At 74.1% G+C, this 14,467-nt stretch carries 17 protein-coding genes; 6 read left to right on the forward strand and 11 right to left on the reverse strand.

The window, feature by feature from the left end:
• Positions 1–122: 122 nt before the first annotated feature.
• Together ADL34_RS31260 and ADL34_RS31265 are read right to left on the reverse strand one after the other, a co-directional pair.
• Positions 123–569 carry a DUF3618 domain-containing protein gene (locus ADL34_RS31260; RefSeq protein WP_062664958.1) on the reverse strand — a complete coding sequence of 149 codons (447 nt, stop codon included), beginning with the start codon at positions 567–569 and terminating at the stop codon, positions 123–125.
• Positions 566–997, reverse strand: coding sequence for a phage holin family protein (locus ADL34_RS31265; RefSeq protein ID WP_062664956.1), 432 nt, complete (start codon positions 995–997; stop codon positions 566–568). The genes ADL34_RS31260 and ADL34_RS31265 overlap by 4 nt, the downstream gene beginning before the upstream one ends.
• 223 nt (positions 998–1,220) lie before the next feature.
• On the opposite strand from ADL34_RS31265, the gene ADL34_RS31270 reads away from it, so the two are divergent.
• Positions 1,221–1,430 (forward strand): hypothetical protein, encoded by a 210-nt coding sequence (locus ADL34_RS31270; protein ID WP_062664953.1) that lies wholly within the window; start codon positions 1,221–1,223, stop codon positions 1,428–1,430.
• Between the two features lie 69 nt (positions 1,431–1,499).
• On the opposite strand, the gene ADL34_RS31275 is transcribed toward ADL34_RS31270, so the two are convergent.
• Positions 1,500–3,092: a DEAD/DEAH box helicase gene (locus tag ADL34_RS31275; protein WP_062664952.1), complete on the reverse strand. Its 1,593-nt coding sequence runs from the start codon at positions 3,090–3,092 to the stop codon at positions 1,500–1,502.
• A gap of 88 nt (positions 3,093–3,180) precedes the next feature.
• Complete coding sequence (locus ADL34_RS31280; protein ID WP_007502648.1) at positions 3,181–3,384, reverse strand: cold-shock protein; 204 nt, start codon at positions 3,382–3,384, stop codon at positions 3,181–3,183.
• A gap of 287 nt (positions 3,385–3,671) precedes the next feature.
• Between ADL34_RS31280 and ADL34_RS31285 the strand changes: the two genes are divergently transcribed.
• Entirely contained in the window at positions 3,672–4,103 is a 432-nt protein-coding gene (locus ADL34_RS31285) for a DUF6003 family protein (protein WP_062664950.1), read from the forward strand.
• 56 nt (positions 4,104–4,159) lie between these two features.
• Here ADL34_RS31285 and ADL34_RS31290 read toward each other — a convergent pair whose 3' ends face one another.
• The 6 genes from ADL34_RS31290 to ADL34_RS31315 form a co-directional block, all read right to left on the reverse strand.
• Complete coding sequence (locus ADL34_RS31290; RefSeq protein ID WP_062664948.1) at positions 4,160–5,122, reverse strand: YihY/virulence factor BrkB family protein; 963 nt, start codon at positions 5,120–5,122, stop codon at positions 4,160–4,162.
• Between the two features lie 126 nt (positions 5,123–5,248).
• Positions 5,249–6,103, reverse strand: a complete 855-nt coding sequence (locus ADL34_RS31295; RefSeq protein ID WP_062664946.1) for an LppX_LprAFG lipoprotein — start codon at positions 6,101–6,103, stop codon at positions 5,249–5,251.
• Between the two features lie 233 nt (positions 6,104–6,336).
• Positions 6,337–6,972 carry a hypothetical protein gene (locus tag ADL34_RS31300; protein WP_062664944.1) on the reverse strand — a complete coding sequence of 212 codons (636 nt, stop codon included), beginning with the start codon at positions 6,970–6,972 and terminating at the stop codon, positions 6,337–6,339.
• Positions 6,973–7,054: 82 nt separating this feature from the next.
• On the reverse strand, positions 7,055–7,870 hold the full coding sequence (locus tag ADL34_RS31305; protein ID WP_062664942.1) for a rod shape-determining protein: 816 nt from the start codon (positions 7,868–7,870) through the stop codon (positions 7,055–7,057).
• On the reverse strand, positions 7,867–8,238 hold the full coding sequence (locus ADL34_RS31310) for a TraR/DksA family transcriptional regulator (RefSeq protein WP_062664940.1): 372 nt from the start codon (positions 8,236–8,238) through the stop codon (positions 7,867–7,869). Before ADL34_RS31310 ends, ADL34_RS31305 begins: the two co-directional genes overlap by 4 nt.
• A 48-nt stretch (positions 8,239–8,286) precedes the next feature.
• A complete protein-coding gene (locus ADL34_RS31315) occupies positions 8,287–8,613 on the reverse strand; it encodes a TraR/DksA family transcriptional regulator (RefSeq protein WP_062664938.1) in 327 nt (108 codons plus the stop codon).
• 355 nt (positions 8,614–8,968) lie between these two features.
• On the opposite strand from ADL34_RS31315, the gene ADL34_RS31320 reads away from it, so the two are divergent.
• The 4 genes from ADL34_RS31320 (at position 8,969) to secD (ending at position 13,344) form a co-directional block, all read left to right on the forward strand.
• Positions 8,969–9,931, forward strand: a complete 963-nt coding sequence (locus ADL34_RS31320) for a HAMP domain-containing sensor histidine kinase (RefSeq protein ID WP_062664936.1) — start codon at positions 8,969–8,971, stop codon at positions 9,929–9,931.
• Positions 9,928–10,593, forward strand: coding sequence for a response regulator transcription factor (locus ADL34_RS31325; RefSeq protein ID WP_062664933.1), 666 nt, complete (start codon positions 9,928–9,930; stop codon positions 10,591–10,593). The genes ADL34_RS31320 and ADL34_RS31325 overlap by 4 nt, the downstream gene beginning before the upstream one ends.
• A gap of 106 nt (positions 10,594–10,699) precedes the next feature.
• The gene (locus tag ADL34_RS31330) at positions 10,700–11,071 is read left to right on the forward strand and encodes a hypothetical protein (protein WP_062664931.1); all 372 of its coding nucleotides are present in this window, start codon (positions 10,700–10,702) and stop codon (positions 11,069–11,071) included.
• A 71-nt stretch (positions 11,072–11,142) separates the two neighbouring features.
• Positions 11,143–13,344, forward strand: a complete 2,202-nt coding sequence (secD, locus tag ADL34_RS31335; RefSeq protein WP_062664930.1) for a protein translocase subunit SecD — start codon at positions 11,143–11,145, stop codon at positions 13,342–13,344.
• Positions 13,345–13,359: 15 nt separating this feature from the next.
• Here the strand turns inward: secD and ADL34_RS31340 are convergent, their stop codons facing one another.
• Positions 13,360–14,463 (reverse strand): hypothetical protein, encoded by a 1,104-nt coding sequence (locus ADL34_RS31340; RefSeq protein ID WP_062664928.1) that lies wholly within the window; start codon positions 14,461–14,463, stop codon positions 13,360–13,362.
• Positions 14,464–14,467: the final 4 nt, after the last annotated feature.

Here is a 14,467-nt window from a genome sequence, read left to right on the forward strand (position 1 = left end):
GGGCGAAGCCGGCGCGGCGGGGGCGCGCCGGCTGATGACGAGGCCGGCGCGGCCGGGGCGCGCCGCCCGGGCGACGGCGCGCCCCGTCGACGGACGGCCGCACGCCGGCCTCGTCGAGGGGGTCAGTCCTTGCCGTGGCGCATCAGCCACACGCAGGCGCCGAACGCCGCGACCGCCACCAGCAGGCCCCGGTGCTCCCGGGCCATCCGCGCGCCCTGGGCGGCCCTGTCCTGGACGGGCCGGGGCGCCTTGTCCTGCCACAGGTGCTGGGCGTGCTCCATGGTGCCCTTGACCTGGTCCGGCATCTTGGCCTGCACGCGCGCCGTCGCGTCGGACGCCTTGGCCTTGACCTCTTCGGCCTTGTGGGCGGCCTGCTCCTTGAGGGCGCCCGCCCGGTCGGCCGCCTGGACCTTCACCTCGGCGGCCTTCTCCTGGGCGCGGGTCTTGACGTCGGCCTTGGCCGCCAGGGCTTCCACCGTGCTGCCGAGCTCGTGCCGGGTGTGCTCCACCTGCGCGCGCAGTTCCTCGGGGGTCTCGGCGCTGGACTTGTCGTGGGGGGCCTGAGTCATCGGTGCGCACTCTCCTTGATCTCGGCCACGTCGGCCTTGACGTTCTCGATCGCCTGCTGGGGCTTGGGCGGAGCCGCCCGCGACACCTGCTTCTTTCCGGTCAGCGCCATCACGGCGGCGATCACGCCGAGCACCGCCGTCACGATCAGGGCCGCCGCCCACACCGGCAGCGGTACCGCCAGCGCCGCGATCGCCGTGGCCACGAGCGCCTGGAGCATCAGGAACCCGACCAGGCCCGCTCCGCCGAAGAGCCCGCCTCCCTTGCCGTACCGCTTGCCCTTCTCCTTCATCTCCGCCTGTGCCAGGCGCAGTTCGGCCCGCACCAGCTCCGTCAGCTGCTGCGAGGCGCGCTGCACGAGTTCCCCGACCGGCTCCGACCTCGTCGTCTGGTGGTCGGAGAGGGGGCGCGTCTGAGTGTCCGACGCCATGGCGATCACCTCCCGTCTCTCGGTTCTGGCAGGAAGGCGCCGGGGCGCCGTCCGCTGAACGGGCGAGTACCCCGAAAGTCCCGTTCACGACAGCTGACGCGGGCCGAAGCCGAAGGCGGCGGCAAGGCACGGCGGACCTTCACGGCACCTCCACGTCTCACGGGCCGCCCCGGCCGGTGAACAGGGCACTCGGCCGGCAGTGGAGTCGAGGAAGGGACCCGTCGTGATCGTCACCGCCGTCCTGCTGCTGCCAGGTCTCGGCGTGCTGCTGCTGGTGATGAGCCGTGTCGAGGACTGGCTGGCCACGGCACCCGGGCCCGCGCGGCACGCCCGGAGCGGACGCCGCCATCTGAGGCTGGTCCGGGGCGGCGCGGCGGACGCTCCCGCCCGTCCGGCGGCGAAGCCGTCCCCGCGCCGCGCGCACGCGGCCTGAGCGCGCACGCACGAGGGCCGGCGCTCCGCGGACTGCGGAGCGCCGGCCCTCGTGTGCGTGGGCTGAGCTCTAAAGGGTGTTGCGGCCGCCGCCGCGGCGGTCCGCCGTACGGCCGGCCGCTCCCCCACCGGAAGCGGACCTGCGCGGACCCCCGCGCCGCGATCCGCCGGCGGAGGCGCCCGCCGCGGAGCCCGCGGCGCCGGACGCGGACCGGCGCGGAGAGCCGCCGCCGCTCGTGCGGGCGCCGGCCTCGGGTGCCGCCTTGGCCGCGCCCTCGCCACGGCGCCGCCGCCCGCCGCGCGTGGCCGGCTTGGCGGCGCCGGTCTTGCGGGCCGGGCGGGAGGCCGCCGGCTGCGGCTGCTCCGGCACCGGGATCGTCACGGCCACACCGGACGGTTCGCGAGCGCCGGTGATCGTGGTCAGCGCGGTGTCGCCCGACATGATCCGGGACGTCCGCGGACGGATGCCCGCCTCCGACATCAGCCGGGTGACGTCCCGCTTCTGGTCGGGCAGGACGAGTGTGACGACGCTGCCGGAGCCGCCGGCGCGGGCCGTGCGGCCGCCCCGGTGGAGGTAGTCCTTGTGGTCCGTCGGCGGATCGACGTTCACGACGAGGTCGAGGTCGTCGATGTGTATACCGCGTGCCGCGACGTTGGTGGCCACCAGCGCGGTGACGTCGCCGTTCTTGAACTGCTCCAGGGTGCGGTTGCGCTGCGGCTGGGAGCGGCCCCCGTGCAGTGCGGCGGCGCGGACGCCGACCGCCAGCAGGCGCTTGGCGAGCCGGTCCGCGGACCTCTTGGTGTCCAGGAAGAGGATGACCCGGCCGTCACGGGCGGCGATACGCGTGGTGACGGCCTTCTTGTCGGTCTCGTCGAGGAGGTGGAGCACATGGTGCTCCATGGTGCTCACCGCTCCGGCGGACGGGTCCACGGAGTGGACCACGGGGTCGGTGAGGAACCGCTGGACGAGCCGGTCGATGTTCGCGTCCAGGGTGGCCGAGAACAGCAGCCGCTGACCGTCGGGCCGGACCTGCTGGATCAGCTTGGTGATCTGCGGCAGGAAGCCCATGTCCGTCATCTGGTCGGCCTCGTCCAGCACCGTGATGCGGACCTGGTCGAGGACGCAGTCGCCGCGCTCCACGAGGTCGTTCAGCCGTCCGGGGGTGGCCACGAGGACCTCGGCCCCGCGTCGCAGCGCACCGGCCTGCTTGGTGATCGACAGCCCGCCGACGACGGTGGTCAGGCGCAGGTTCACGGACGTCGCGTACGGCGTCAGCGCGTCCGTCACCTGCTGGGCGAGTTCACGGGTCGGGACCAGCACCAGGGCGAGGGGCGCCTTGGCCTGTGCGCGCAGCCCGGCGGTGCGGGCCAGCAGGGCCAGGCCGAAGGCGAGCGTCTTGCCGGAGCCGGTGCGGCCCCGGCCCAGCAGGTCGCGTCCCGCGAGCGAGTTCGGCAGGGTGGCGGCCTGGATGGGGAAGGGGGTGGTCACGCCCTGGGCGGCGAGCGTCTTCAGCAGCGCTTCGGGCATGTCCAGACCGGCGAAGTCCTCGACGGCGGGAAGTGCGGGCGTCGTGTTCTCCGGCAACCGGAATTCCCTGTGCGACGGCGTGGGTGAGGCGGGTGCCGTAGCGCGTCGATTCGACTTCTGGGGTCTGCGGGCCATGCGGTTCTCTCTGCCTTCCTGGAAACAGCACAAACCGGGGTCCGCATCACAAGGATGCGGACCCCGGTGAGCGGAATACGTCCGGCGATCAGGCGGGGACGATGTTCTCCGCCTGCGGGCCCTTCTGGCCCTGCGTGACGTCGAAGGAGACCCGCTGGCCCTCCTGGAGCTCACGGAAGCCCTGCGTCGCGATGTTCGAGTAGTGGGCGAAGACGTCAGGGCCGCCGCCGTCCTGCTCGATGAATCCGAAACCCTTTTCGGAGTTGAACCACTTCACGGTTCCCTGTGCCATGACGTTCTCCTTCTGATAGGCAACGGGCCCCATCCGGAGAAGCCGGTAAAACGAAATATGCGCCTGATGGATGAACATTCCCGTCAGGCGCACATAGGTTCATGGGTACCACAACTGCAACTCGACAACCGTAGCACAGATCGGCCGGTCACACCGGGCGGCCGGTGCGCGTGGCGGGATCGGAGAGCGTGCTGGGAAGCGGGGCGGTACTGGCGCCGCGGCCGGGGTAGGCGGAGGGCGTTCAGCCCCTCCCGACCACCCATCTGCCCTGTGGAGAAGGATCCAGGATGACCGAGGACGCCTACCTGTTCCTGCTCGACGATGCCGACGCCGCCGCGCCGCTCGGCGTGGCCCCGGCCGCCGTCGGTGATCTCGCCTCTATGGACACCCCCGCGGTGCGCGCCTGGCTGGACGCCCAGCGGGTCACCGCGGCCGACCCCAGGCTGCGGCTGCTTCCGCCGGAGGAGACCGGGGCCATCCCCGAGGGCGCCGAGCGCCTGCCCGTCCCCCTCGGCGACGAGGAGCTGAGCCGGGTCCGGCACACGACGGCACCCGAGCCGCTGGCCCGCGTCGAGGAGGAGCTGCTGGCCTGGCGTGACTGCGCGGACGGCCGGGACGGTCTGATCGGACGGGCCCTGGCCGCCGGTGTCGCACCGCACCGCATCGTCGAACTGACGGGTGTGGACCCCGCGACGGTGACGGCCGCGGCACACGGCTGACGGCGGGCCCGCCCCGGGGTCCGGCGCGTCATCCGCCCGCCCCGGGGTCGGGCGCGTCAACCGCCCGCTCCAGGGTCGGGCCGCACGGCGGAGGCCATCCCGGCACGGGCCGCCTCCAGCTGGGCCGCGAAGGCGATGCCCAGGAACAGCGCGACGGCCGTCAGATTGGCCCAGAGCAGCAGGGCGACGAACGCGGTCAGCGGGCCGTACAGGGCACCGAAGGCACCGCTGCCCTCCACGTACAGGGCGAGCAGCCAGGTGGCGGCCACCCACAGCACGAGGTGCACGGCCGAGCCGAACGCGAGCCAGGTGTAGCCGGGCTGCACCCGGCGCGGGCACCAGCGGAAGATCACGGCGGAGGCCACCCAGGCGAGGGCCAGCCCGACGGGGACGTCGAGCACGTCCCACCAGCGGGGGCCGCCGTCCCGGCCGGCGGAGGCCGCCACGGCGTCGCCGACGGCCTCGCCCGCGACGAGGGTGACGAAGCCCAGCCCCAGCGGCAGTCCGGCGGCGAGGGCCAGCACCGTCGCGCGGGCGTACTTGCGGGGGAAGGGGCGGTCGCGCTCGATGCCGTAGATGCGGTTGGCGCCGCGCTCGATCTGGCCCATGGCGGAGGCCAGGTTGAGCAGGGCGAAGCCCAGGCCGAGCCACAGGGCGAGGGTGCTCCACATGTCGCCGTGGGCGGTGCGCCGGGTGCCGTCGAAGGCGTCGGCGACGATCTCGGCGCTGGCTCCCGGCACGATCCGGCCGAGGGTCCGCTCGATGATGTCGCCGACGCCCTCGGTGTGCACGGAGGTGGCGAGGCCGACGAGGGCCACGGTGCACGGCACCAGGCCGAGCACGACCTGGAAGGCGAGGGCGCGGGCGTTGCTGAACCCGTCGGCGTAGCGGAACCGTGCGAAGGAGTCGGTCAGGAGCCGCCATCCTCCGTAGTGGCGCAGGGCCGTGAACGCCTCGTCGCCGGAGAGTTCGTCCCCGATCATGTCGCGGGTCTGTGGCACGCGGACGGCGGTACCCATGCTCGTTCGACGCTCCCTCGGTGTGCGGCTGTCCGTCTCCGGATGCCCGGGAACCGCCGCACCCCACCTCACGAGGTTCGGGAAAAAGCCGTGGGCCCGGCCGGGTGCGGCCGGGCCCGGGCGGGGTCAGCTCTGCTTCCGGCCCTGGCGCGCCACCTGGTCGGTGACGTCGGCGACCTCACCGGCCGGCGGGGCCTCGGCCTCGGCGTCGGTGCCGAAGTCGCTGAACTCCATCACCGTGCTCACCTTGACCTGCTGAGGCGAACCGCTCGCCTCCGGCTTGGCGGAGGCCGGTGCCTTGACGGTCATGTCGATCTGCTGGCGCCGGATGCGGCCGTCGTCGTCGAGCCAGAGCCGCATGGGCAGGGTCGGGCCGACCTGCTCGCGCAGCCGCTCGCCGCCGGGCAGCCGGGAGACGTCGACGGAGACGTCGTAGCGGACGGTGTCGACACCGTTGATCTTCTCGGATCCGGCCTTGGAGACGTCGTCGTCGCTGATCGCCTTGGCGTAGGCGGCGGACTGGGCCGGGTCGCCGATCTGTCCGGGGTCGGCGCCCTGCTGCTCCGCGACCTTCCCGAGGTCGATCTTCATCCAGGGCTTGCCGTCCTTCTTCTGCCCGGGCACCTTCTGGTAGAGCACCTGGTCGACCACGCGCTGCTCGACGGTCCGGCCCTCGGCGGTGACGGTCATGGTGCTGTCGCCGTCCTCGAAGTCGATGACGCCCTTGCCGTCCGAATCGACCGTCTTCCCCTCGGCCGCGGCCTTCACCTTGACGGTCATCTTCGCCGTGTCGGCCTCGGCGGTCTTGTCGTAGGCGGCGCGCACGGCCTGTGTGCTCTGCTGCCGGCCGCCGGTGCTCCCATCGGCCGCCGCGGGCTTGCCGGCCTCCGGCTCGCTGTCGCCCCCGCAGCCGCCCAGTACGACGCTGCCCAGCAGGACGGCCGTGCCGATCGCGGACGCCTTCGCCCCTCTGCTCCGCATGAGCTCCCTCTCTCCTCACGATGCCGACGTCCTCGGACGTGCCGTCGGCGTGCGACGTGAGTGCCCCCGAGCAGGCCCGATACGCCCGAAGACGGGGGAGGTCGACCGGATGAGGAGGTGTTCGGCACGTCCTTCGGTCATTTCGGCGGGTGCGGGGCGTGTCCGGATGGGCACCTGGTATTGCGGGTCCGTGTCGGCCCGGCAAGCGGAACTCGAAGATCCGGTACGGCCGGTCAGCGCACCGTCCAGTCCGGTGCCGTGCGGGCCCACTCCTCCTCCCACCGGGCGAGGTTGCGCCGCTCCAGCCGGCGGACCGCCCAGCGGTAGGCGACCGCCGCGGCGACGGGCACGGCGAGCGCGGCGAGGACGGCACAGCCGAGGGCGCTGTCGCGGACCTGATCCCGGGTCAGGGGCGGTCCGGTGACCTCGCCCTGGGCGTCGACCCACACCCGGATCGTGCTTCCGGCGGGCAGGGACGGCGGCACCTTCGCCTCGGCGGTGCGGGTGCGGCCCTCGTCGTCGGTGAAGCGGACGGTGACCGGATAGCGGGCCTCACCGGCCTCGTCGCTGCCCGGTTCCAGGTGACGGGGGGCGTCGTGCCCGGTGACGGCGGTGACCTCGTGGCGGGTGGCGGCCTGATGGCGGGCCTTGTGCAGATAGTGGCGGTGGGCGGCGTCGCCGGCCAGGAACATGGCGGCCGGTGTGGCGGCCAGGACGGCCAGGAACAGGCCCAGCGCGATCCACGCCTGCGCCAGGTCGGTGGGGCGCCGCAGCGGATTGCGCCGCCAGCGCCAGGTCAGGACGTGGCGGGCTTCCTCGGGATCGGGGTGGTCCGGTGGTGGCTGTGCCGGGGGGATGGCGCGGGCCATGGGTCTCCTTCCGCGTGGCCGGCTTCCGGTGGGGCCGTGGAAGACGGTGCCCGTGGTGGGCGGGACATGGGCGGAGAAGCCTCTAGTGCGGATGACGGGCGGAGTCGCGGCGGCCGTGCACGGCCGACGGGTGGCCGTGCACGGCCTGCAGGAGGGCGGCCGCGCCGCGTACGGCGGCGGTGTGCGGGGCCGGTACCGGCTTCACGGGGGCGTGGAGCTGTTCGGTCAGGCGGTAGGTGATGTCGGGGCGCAGTGCGCCGCCACCCGCCAGGAGGATGCCGCGCCGCAGGGCGTCGAGCGTCTGCGGGGTGTCGTCCTGTTCCAGGACGGCGGTCACCATGGCGATGATCGCCTCCGTGATCCGCGCGGGCGGCGCCGGCCGGTCGAGGTCGCTCGTGCCCACGGTGGTGCGGCGGGCGTCGGTCACCGTGCCGTCGGTGAGCAGGACGACGTCGGTGACGTGGGCGCCGATGTCCGCCACGAGCAGGGGCCGGCTCAGGTCGGCACCGGCCGCCTCGGCCACGGCCCGGGCCGCCGGGACCGTCAGCACACTCTGCGGCCGCAGGGCCTCGGCGGCGGTGCGGGCCTGCGCGCGGAAGCTCACGCCGCCGAGGACGGGCGCCGCCAGGATGACGAGGGGCCGGCCCAGCCGGGGCAGACGGGGGCCGAGCAGCCGGTCGAGCATCCGGGCGGTGCCGGGGGTGTCGACGATGACGCCCCGCCGTATGGGGTGAAGGGGGCCGTCGCCGAACGTCACCGTGGGGACGTCGAAGAGCAGGCCGTGGCCCGGGAGCCACGCGCGGGTGCGGGCGCTGCCCAGGTCGAGGGCGATGCCGGCGCAGCGCCGGGGCCAGGGCCGGTGCCGGGCCCTGGCCGCGTGGGGGTCGACCGCCGTCACCGCCAGGCCTCCTTCACCTGCTGGCACCGCGAGCAGTAGCGGGCCTGCGGCACGATCATCAGGCGGTCGCGGTCGATGGTCCGGCGGCACAGCCGGCAGGTGCCGTAGCTGCCGTCGTCCATGCGGGCGAGGGCCGCCTCGACGTCGGCGAGGACCATGCGCGCCGAGGCGGCGAGCTTGACGCGCACCTCGATACGGCCGGCGGCCTGGCGGTCGGGCAGCGCCTCGGCGCGCGGCAGGGCCGCGGTCGTGAGCTGCTGGAGCTGCTCACGGCGAAAGAGGAGCTGCTCGTGCAGGTTCTCGCGGAGCGCCGCGAGGTCCTCGGCCGACAGGGCCGCGGTGCGTTCACCGGTGATCTGGTTCACCACTTCACCCCTTCGGGCAGGGCGGGAGACGGGGAGGGACGGGACGGGCCGTCAGTCGGTGGTGCGCTGGCAGGGCACGCAGTACCGCGCGTACGGCAGGATCTCCAGGCGCTCGGCCGGGATCGGCTTGGAGCAGCCCTGGCAGGTGCCGTAACGGCCGTCCTCGACGCGGGCGAAGGCGGCGTCGATCTCCTTGAGGACGCGCTGCAGGGTCTCCTTCTGCGCCGCCATCAGGTGCTCCGCGGCCTCCTCGCCCGCCTCGGCGAGGGCCTGCAGCTGGGTGAGCCGGGTGGCGCGCTCGTGCTCCAGGCGCTGACGGGTCTCGTGGGCCGTCGCGGGCTTGAGACGGTGATCGGTCGGGGTGGTGTCGGCAGACATGGCGGTCCTAGCGTCGAAGCGTTCGTGACAGGGCGGGGCATACGAAGCGGGCCTGCCGGGGCAGGCCTGGCGGATGCGGTGCACAGGGGTCACGGTGGCTGGGTCATGCCCCCACCGTGGCCGATCGCGCGCGGGAATCCCATCGGGCGCGATACCCATTTACGGACCCCCCGCGCTGCGGCCGACAGGGCTTCGACCGGTGGAAATGGGCACTGGCACCCATCGACGCGGCGGCCGGCGGCGAGCAAGCTGGGGCTCAGGCCGGTCCGCAGCCATGGCCGTGGCTCATGCCCGGGGTACGCGGTGACCGAAAGGGAGGACAGAGCCCTGTCACAAGGAGAGAGGCGTCATCGCGGTGTCCCTGTTCTGGCGGATCTTCGCCCTCAACGCCGTGGTGCTCGGCACGGCGACCGCGTTGCTGCTGTGGGCGCCGGTCACGGTCTCCGTGCCCGTGCTGCTGACCGAGGCGGTCATCCTGGTCGGCGGCCTGGCCGTGATGCTGATCGCGAACGCCGCCCTGCTGCGCATCGGGCTGGCCCCGCTGGGCCGACTCACCCGGCTGATGACCACCGTCGACCTGCTGCGGCCGGGCCAGCGCCTGCCGGAGCGGGGCCGCGGTGAGACCGCCGAACTGATCAGCGGCTTCAACGCCATGCTGGAACGGCTGGAGCACGAGCGCGCCGCCAGCAGCGCGCGGGCCCTGCTCGCGCAGGAGGACGAACGGCGCCGTATCGCCCAGGAGCTGCACGACGAGGTCGGCCAGAGCATGACCGCGATCCTGCTGGTGCTGAAGCGGGCCGCCGACGAGGCCGAGGAGCCCCTGCGCGCCGAACTGCAGCAGGCGCAGGAGATCACCCGGGAGAGCCTCGACGAGGTCCGCCGACTGGTGCGCCGCCTGCGCCCCGGCGTGCTGGAGGACCTCGGTCTGGTGAGTGCGCTGACGTCGCTGACGACGGAGTTCGCCACCCACACCGGGCTGCGGGTGATCCGCCGTTTCGACTCGGACCTGCCCGCGCTGGACCCGGAGACCGAGCTGGTGCTGTACCGGGTCGCGCAGGAGGCCCTGACGAACGCGGCCCGCCACGCCGAGGCCGGGAAGGTGGAGATGAGTCTGCGTCACACGGGGGACACGGTGGTCCTGTCCGTGACCGACGACGGCCGCGGCACGGGGGTCGCGCGCGAGGGCGCCGGGATCCGCGGCATGCGTGAGCGGGCCCTGCTCGTGGGGGCCGTGCTGGACATCACCTCCGAACCGCGGGCGGGGACACAGGTCCGGCTCGCGGTGCCCGTCCCGTCCGACCCCGGAAAGCAGTCATGACCGCCACCGGCACACCCGTGATCCGCATCCTCCTCGCCGACGACCACGCGCTGGTACGGCGCGGGGTGCGGCTGATCCTCGACCGGGAGCCCGACCTCGAGGTGGTCGCGGAGGCCGGCGACGGCGCCGAGGCGGTCGCGCTGGCCCGCGGCGAGGACGTCGACCTGGCCGTCCTGGACATCACGATGCCCCGGATGACGGGGCTTCAGGCCGCCAGGGAGCTCAACGCGCTGAAGCCGGACGTGCGGGTGCTGATCCTGACGATGCACGACAACGAGCAGTACTTCTTCCAGGCGCTGAAGGCCGGGGCGAGCGGATACGTGCTGAAGTCGGTGGCCGACCGCGACCTGGTCACCGCCTGCCGGGCGGCCATGCGCGACGAGCCCTTCCTGTACCCGGGCGCGGTCACCGCCCTGATCCGCAACTACCTCGACCGGGTCCGCCACGGCGAGGAGCCCCCCGGGCAGGTCCTCACGCCCCGCGAGGAGGAGGTGCTCAAGCTCGTCGCCGAGGGCCACTCGTCCAAGGAGATCGCCGAGCTTCTGTTCATCAGCATCAAGACGGTCCACCGGCACCGGGCGAACCTGCTGCACAAGCTGGGCCTGCGCGACCGCCTGGAGCTCACCCGCTACGCCATCCGGGCCGGACTCATCGAGCCCTGACCCGCCCTCAGCTGCCCGAGGGTCCGGCCGCCTACTCCCCGGCCAGGGCCCTCGGGCCCCGACCGCCCGAGACAGCCGGGGAACCGGAGAAGGGGGACCGACGTACATGGCGCGCACCGCACGCGCCGTCCCCCGTGCCGCGGGGCCGGTCGCCGTCCTGCTCTCCGTGCTCCTGGCGCTGCTGAGCCCACCGGCCCACGCCGCCGCGCCCGCGCACCGCTCCCCCGCCTTCCCGGCGGCCGGCGGCGCCCCGTGGGCGGACGACGGACACGACCACGTCCGTCCCGCCGTGGTCCGCGGCCAGGGCGACGCCCCCGCCGAACGGCCGGCGCCGCCCGCCCTCCCCACCGCGGGCGGCACGCCGCACCGTGAACCGCCGCACGCCCGCACGCCCCCCGGCGCGTTCGCCGTGCCGGACCACATCCACCACGGCCACGACCACCACCGGCGTGCTCCGCCGCGCGCCTCCGGCATCTGACGCACGTCGTTCCCTTCCCCGCCCGACCCCGGTCACCGTCGTGGCCGTGGTGTGCCTGCCGGAGGCCCCCCTTGACCCGCGCCCCGCGCCTCAGAGGGCTGCTCGCCCTCGCCGTGATCGCCCTGTCCCTGTTCATCTCGTTCACCATGCCCGTACGCCTCGGGCTCGATCTGCGCGGCGGTACGCAGATCGTCCTGGAGACCCGCCCCGGCGAGGGCGACTCCGCCGCCGAGGCCACCGACCGCACCCTGGAGGTGCTGCGCGACCGCATCGACGCGCTCGGCGTCGCCGAGCCCTCCCTGTCCCGCTCCGGCACGGACCGGATCGTCGTGGAGCTGCCCGGCGTCCAGGACCCGACCCAGGCGGCGGACGTCCTGGGCCGCACCGCGCAGCTCACCTTCCACGAGGTCCTCGGCACGGCCTCCGCGAAGGCGGGGGCCGACGGTCCGCGTGTACTGGAGGACGAGACGGGGCAGCCCCTGCGGCTGGCCGCCTCCTCGCTGACCGGCGGGGACGTCGAGGAGGCCGCCGCCCGCTTCGACCAGCAGGGCGGGGCCGGCTGGCACGTCACCCTCGACTTCAAGGGCGGCGGCGACGGCTGGGCCCGGCTGACCGGCGAGGCGGCCTGCCATCCCGCCGGGGACGCGAGCCGGCGGGTCGCCATCGTCCTGGACGACAAGGTCATCTCCTCGCCGCAGGTCGACCCCTCGGTCCGCTGCGGCACCGGCATCGGCGGCGGGGCCACCCAGATCACCGGGTCGTTCAGCGCCGAGGAGGCCAAGGAACTCGCCCTGCTCATCAACGGCGGCGCGCTTCCGGTGCCCGTCGAGACGGTCGAGCAGCGCACGGTCGGCCCGACGCTGGGGGCCGAGGCCATCACCGCCAGCGCCTGGGCGGCCGTCGTCGGCACCGCGCTGACCGGTGTGTTCATCATCGCCGTGTACCGGCTGCTCGGTGCCCTGGCCGTCGTCGCGCTGGCCTGCTACGGCCTGATCTCCTACGCCGCGCTGGTCGCGCTCGGCGCCACGCTCACCCTGCCGGGTCTCGCCGGGTTCGTCCTGGCGATCGGCATGGCCGTCGACGCGAACGTCCTCGTCTTCGAGCGCGCCCGCGAGGAGTACGCCGCCCGCAGCCGGCCGAGCCCCCGGTCGTCCCTCGCGGCGGGGTTCAAGGGCGCGTTCAGCGCGATCGCCGACTCGAACATCACCACGCTCATCGCCGCCGGACTGCTGTTCTTCCTGGCCTCCGGCCCGGTGCGCGGTTTCGGCGTCACGCTGGGCATCGGTGTGCTCGCCTCCATGTTCAGCGCGCTGGTCGTCACCCGCGTCCTCGCCGATGCCGTCGTCAACCGGCCCTGGCTGCGCCGCCGTCCGAGGCTGAGCGGCATCGCGCACACCGGCGGGGTCCGGGACCGGCTGGCCCGCAGGGAGCCCCGGCTGATGCGGCGGCCGCGCCGCTGGCTGGCCCTGTCCGCGGCGGCGCTGACGCTGGCCGCCTCGGGCATCGCGGTGCGCGGTCTTGACTTCGGCGTCGAGTTCACCGGCGGCCGGCTCATCGAGTACGGCACCTCCTCCCCCGTCGACCCCGACCGGGCCCGCGCCGCGCTCGCCGACGCCGGCTTCCCCGGGGCCGTCGTGCAGTCGTCCGGGGACCAGCGGATCAGCGTGCGCACCGACCGGCTGACGAACGCCGAGGCGTCCGCGGTCACCGAGGCCGTCGGCGCGGTGGGCGGCGGGGCCGACAAGCTCCGGGACGAGACGATCGGCCCGAGCCTCGGCAAGGAACTGCGCCGGGGTGCGCTGATCGCGCTGGCCGTCGCGCTGGGCGCGCAGCTGCTGTACCTGTCCGTCCGATTCCGCTGGCTGTTCGGCACGGCGGCCGTCGCGGCCCTCGCCCATGACGTGGTGATCCTCGTCGGGATCTTCGCCTGGCTGGGCAAGCCGATCGACGGTGTGTTCCTGGCGGCGCTGCTCACGGTCATCGGCTACTCGGTCAACGACTCGGTCGTCGTGTTCGACCGGGTCCGGGACATGGTGCGGCGCGGCCCCAAGGCGCCCTTCGCGACGCTCGCGAACCGGGCGCTGCTGCAGACCCTGCCCCGCACCGTGAACACCGGTATGGGGGCGGCGTTCATCCTGACCGCGCTGGCCGTGTTCGGCGGCGACTCCCTCACCGACTTCGCGCTGGCCCTGCTGATCGGGGTCGCGGTGGGGACGTACTCCTCGATGTTCACGGCCACCCCGCTGGCCGTCGAGCTGCACCGGCGCGGGTAGGGGGCCGGGCCAGGGTCAGAGGGCCCAGACGAGCAGGGCGCTGTCGGCGGCGGACACCGTGTACCAGGTGCCGTCGCCCAGCGCCCTGGGCGGGCCGGTCACCTCGACCGGGTAGGCGAGCCGGCCGAGGAGCCGCATGGAGGCCGCGTCGACGAGCCAGTGCCGGCCCGGCCCGGACTCCTCGTCGCTCTCGACGGTCCCGGCGACGACGGTGTCCTCGTCGACGAAGCCGCCCTCGTAGTCGAAGTAGGCGCGGGTCTCGTCGTCCCCGGAGTCCCCGGCGTCATCCTCGGCCGCCGGGTGCGGGGGGACCACGTCCGCGTCCAGGGCGGCCGTCACCGAGCCGTCGGCGGTGCGGTGCACGGCGAGGGTGTCCTGGTCGTGCGTCACGGTGAGCAGGCGGTCCCCCGACGGGCTCACCGCGAGCAGTACGCGGTCCTCCCCGCCGAAGGTGTCCACGGCGAGCCGCCTGCCGTCCCACCGGCCCCAGAGGAGGGGCGATCCGTCCTGCCCCTCGCCGACGCTCAGGCCCATCTGGCCGGGGTCGGGGTGCGGGACGTGGACGGAACCGGCCGCCACCGTCCCCGTGGCGGCGCGGGCCAGCACCGTGCCGTCGGTGGCGTCGAGGACCAGCCACTCCTCCGGGCCGTCGTCCCCGCCCGCGTCCTCGTCCGCCGAGGGGCCGGGTACATGGGCCCAGACGACCTTGCCGTCGGCGGCGAAGGCGACCGAGCCACTGCCGGAGTACCGGTGGTCCCGGTCGTCCACGTACTCGAAGGCGTCCGTGTGTCCGGCGCACCCCGCCCAGCAGGGGTGCCGCAGCTCCCAGCGCGCACGGCCCGACCGGTCGACGGCGCGCAGGGCGTGCCGTCCCGCGAACACGGCGAGATCCGCGCCGGGAGACACCGCCCACGAGCCGAACCCTGGCGGCCAGGGCGCGGGAAAGCGGATCGTCGGGACCGGCGCATGGCCCGCGGGTCCACGCACGATCAGTTCGGTGTCGTCCCGCTGGACGAGGAACCGCGCGCCCGGCCCGGACGTCAGGCACGGGGCCGACTCGAAGCCGGTGACGGGCGCGGGGGCGTCGAGCGAGGCGACGAGGCGGGCAGGGCGTGACACGGGC

It is taken from the genome of Streptomyces sp. NRRL WC-3605 (genome assembly GCF_001509795.1).
Lineage (GTDB): Bacteria > Actinomycetota > Actinomycetes > Streptomycetales > Streptomycetaceae > Streptomyces > Streptomyces viridochromogenes.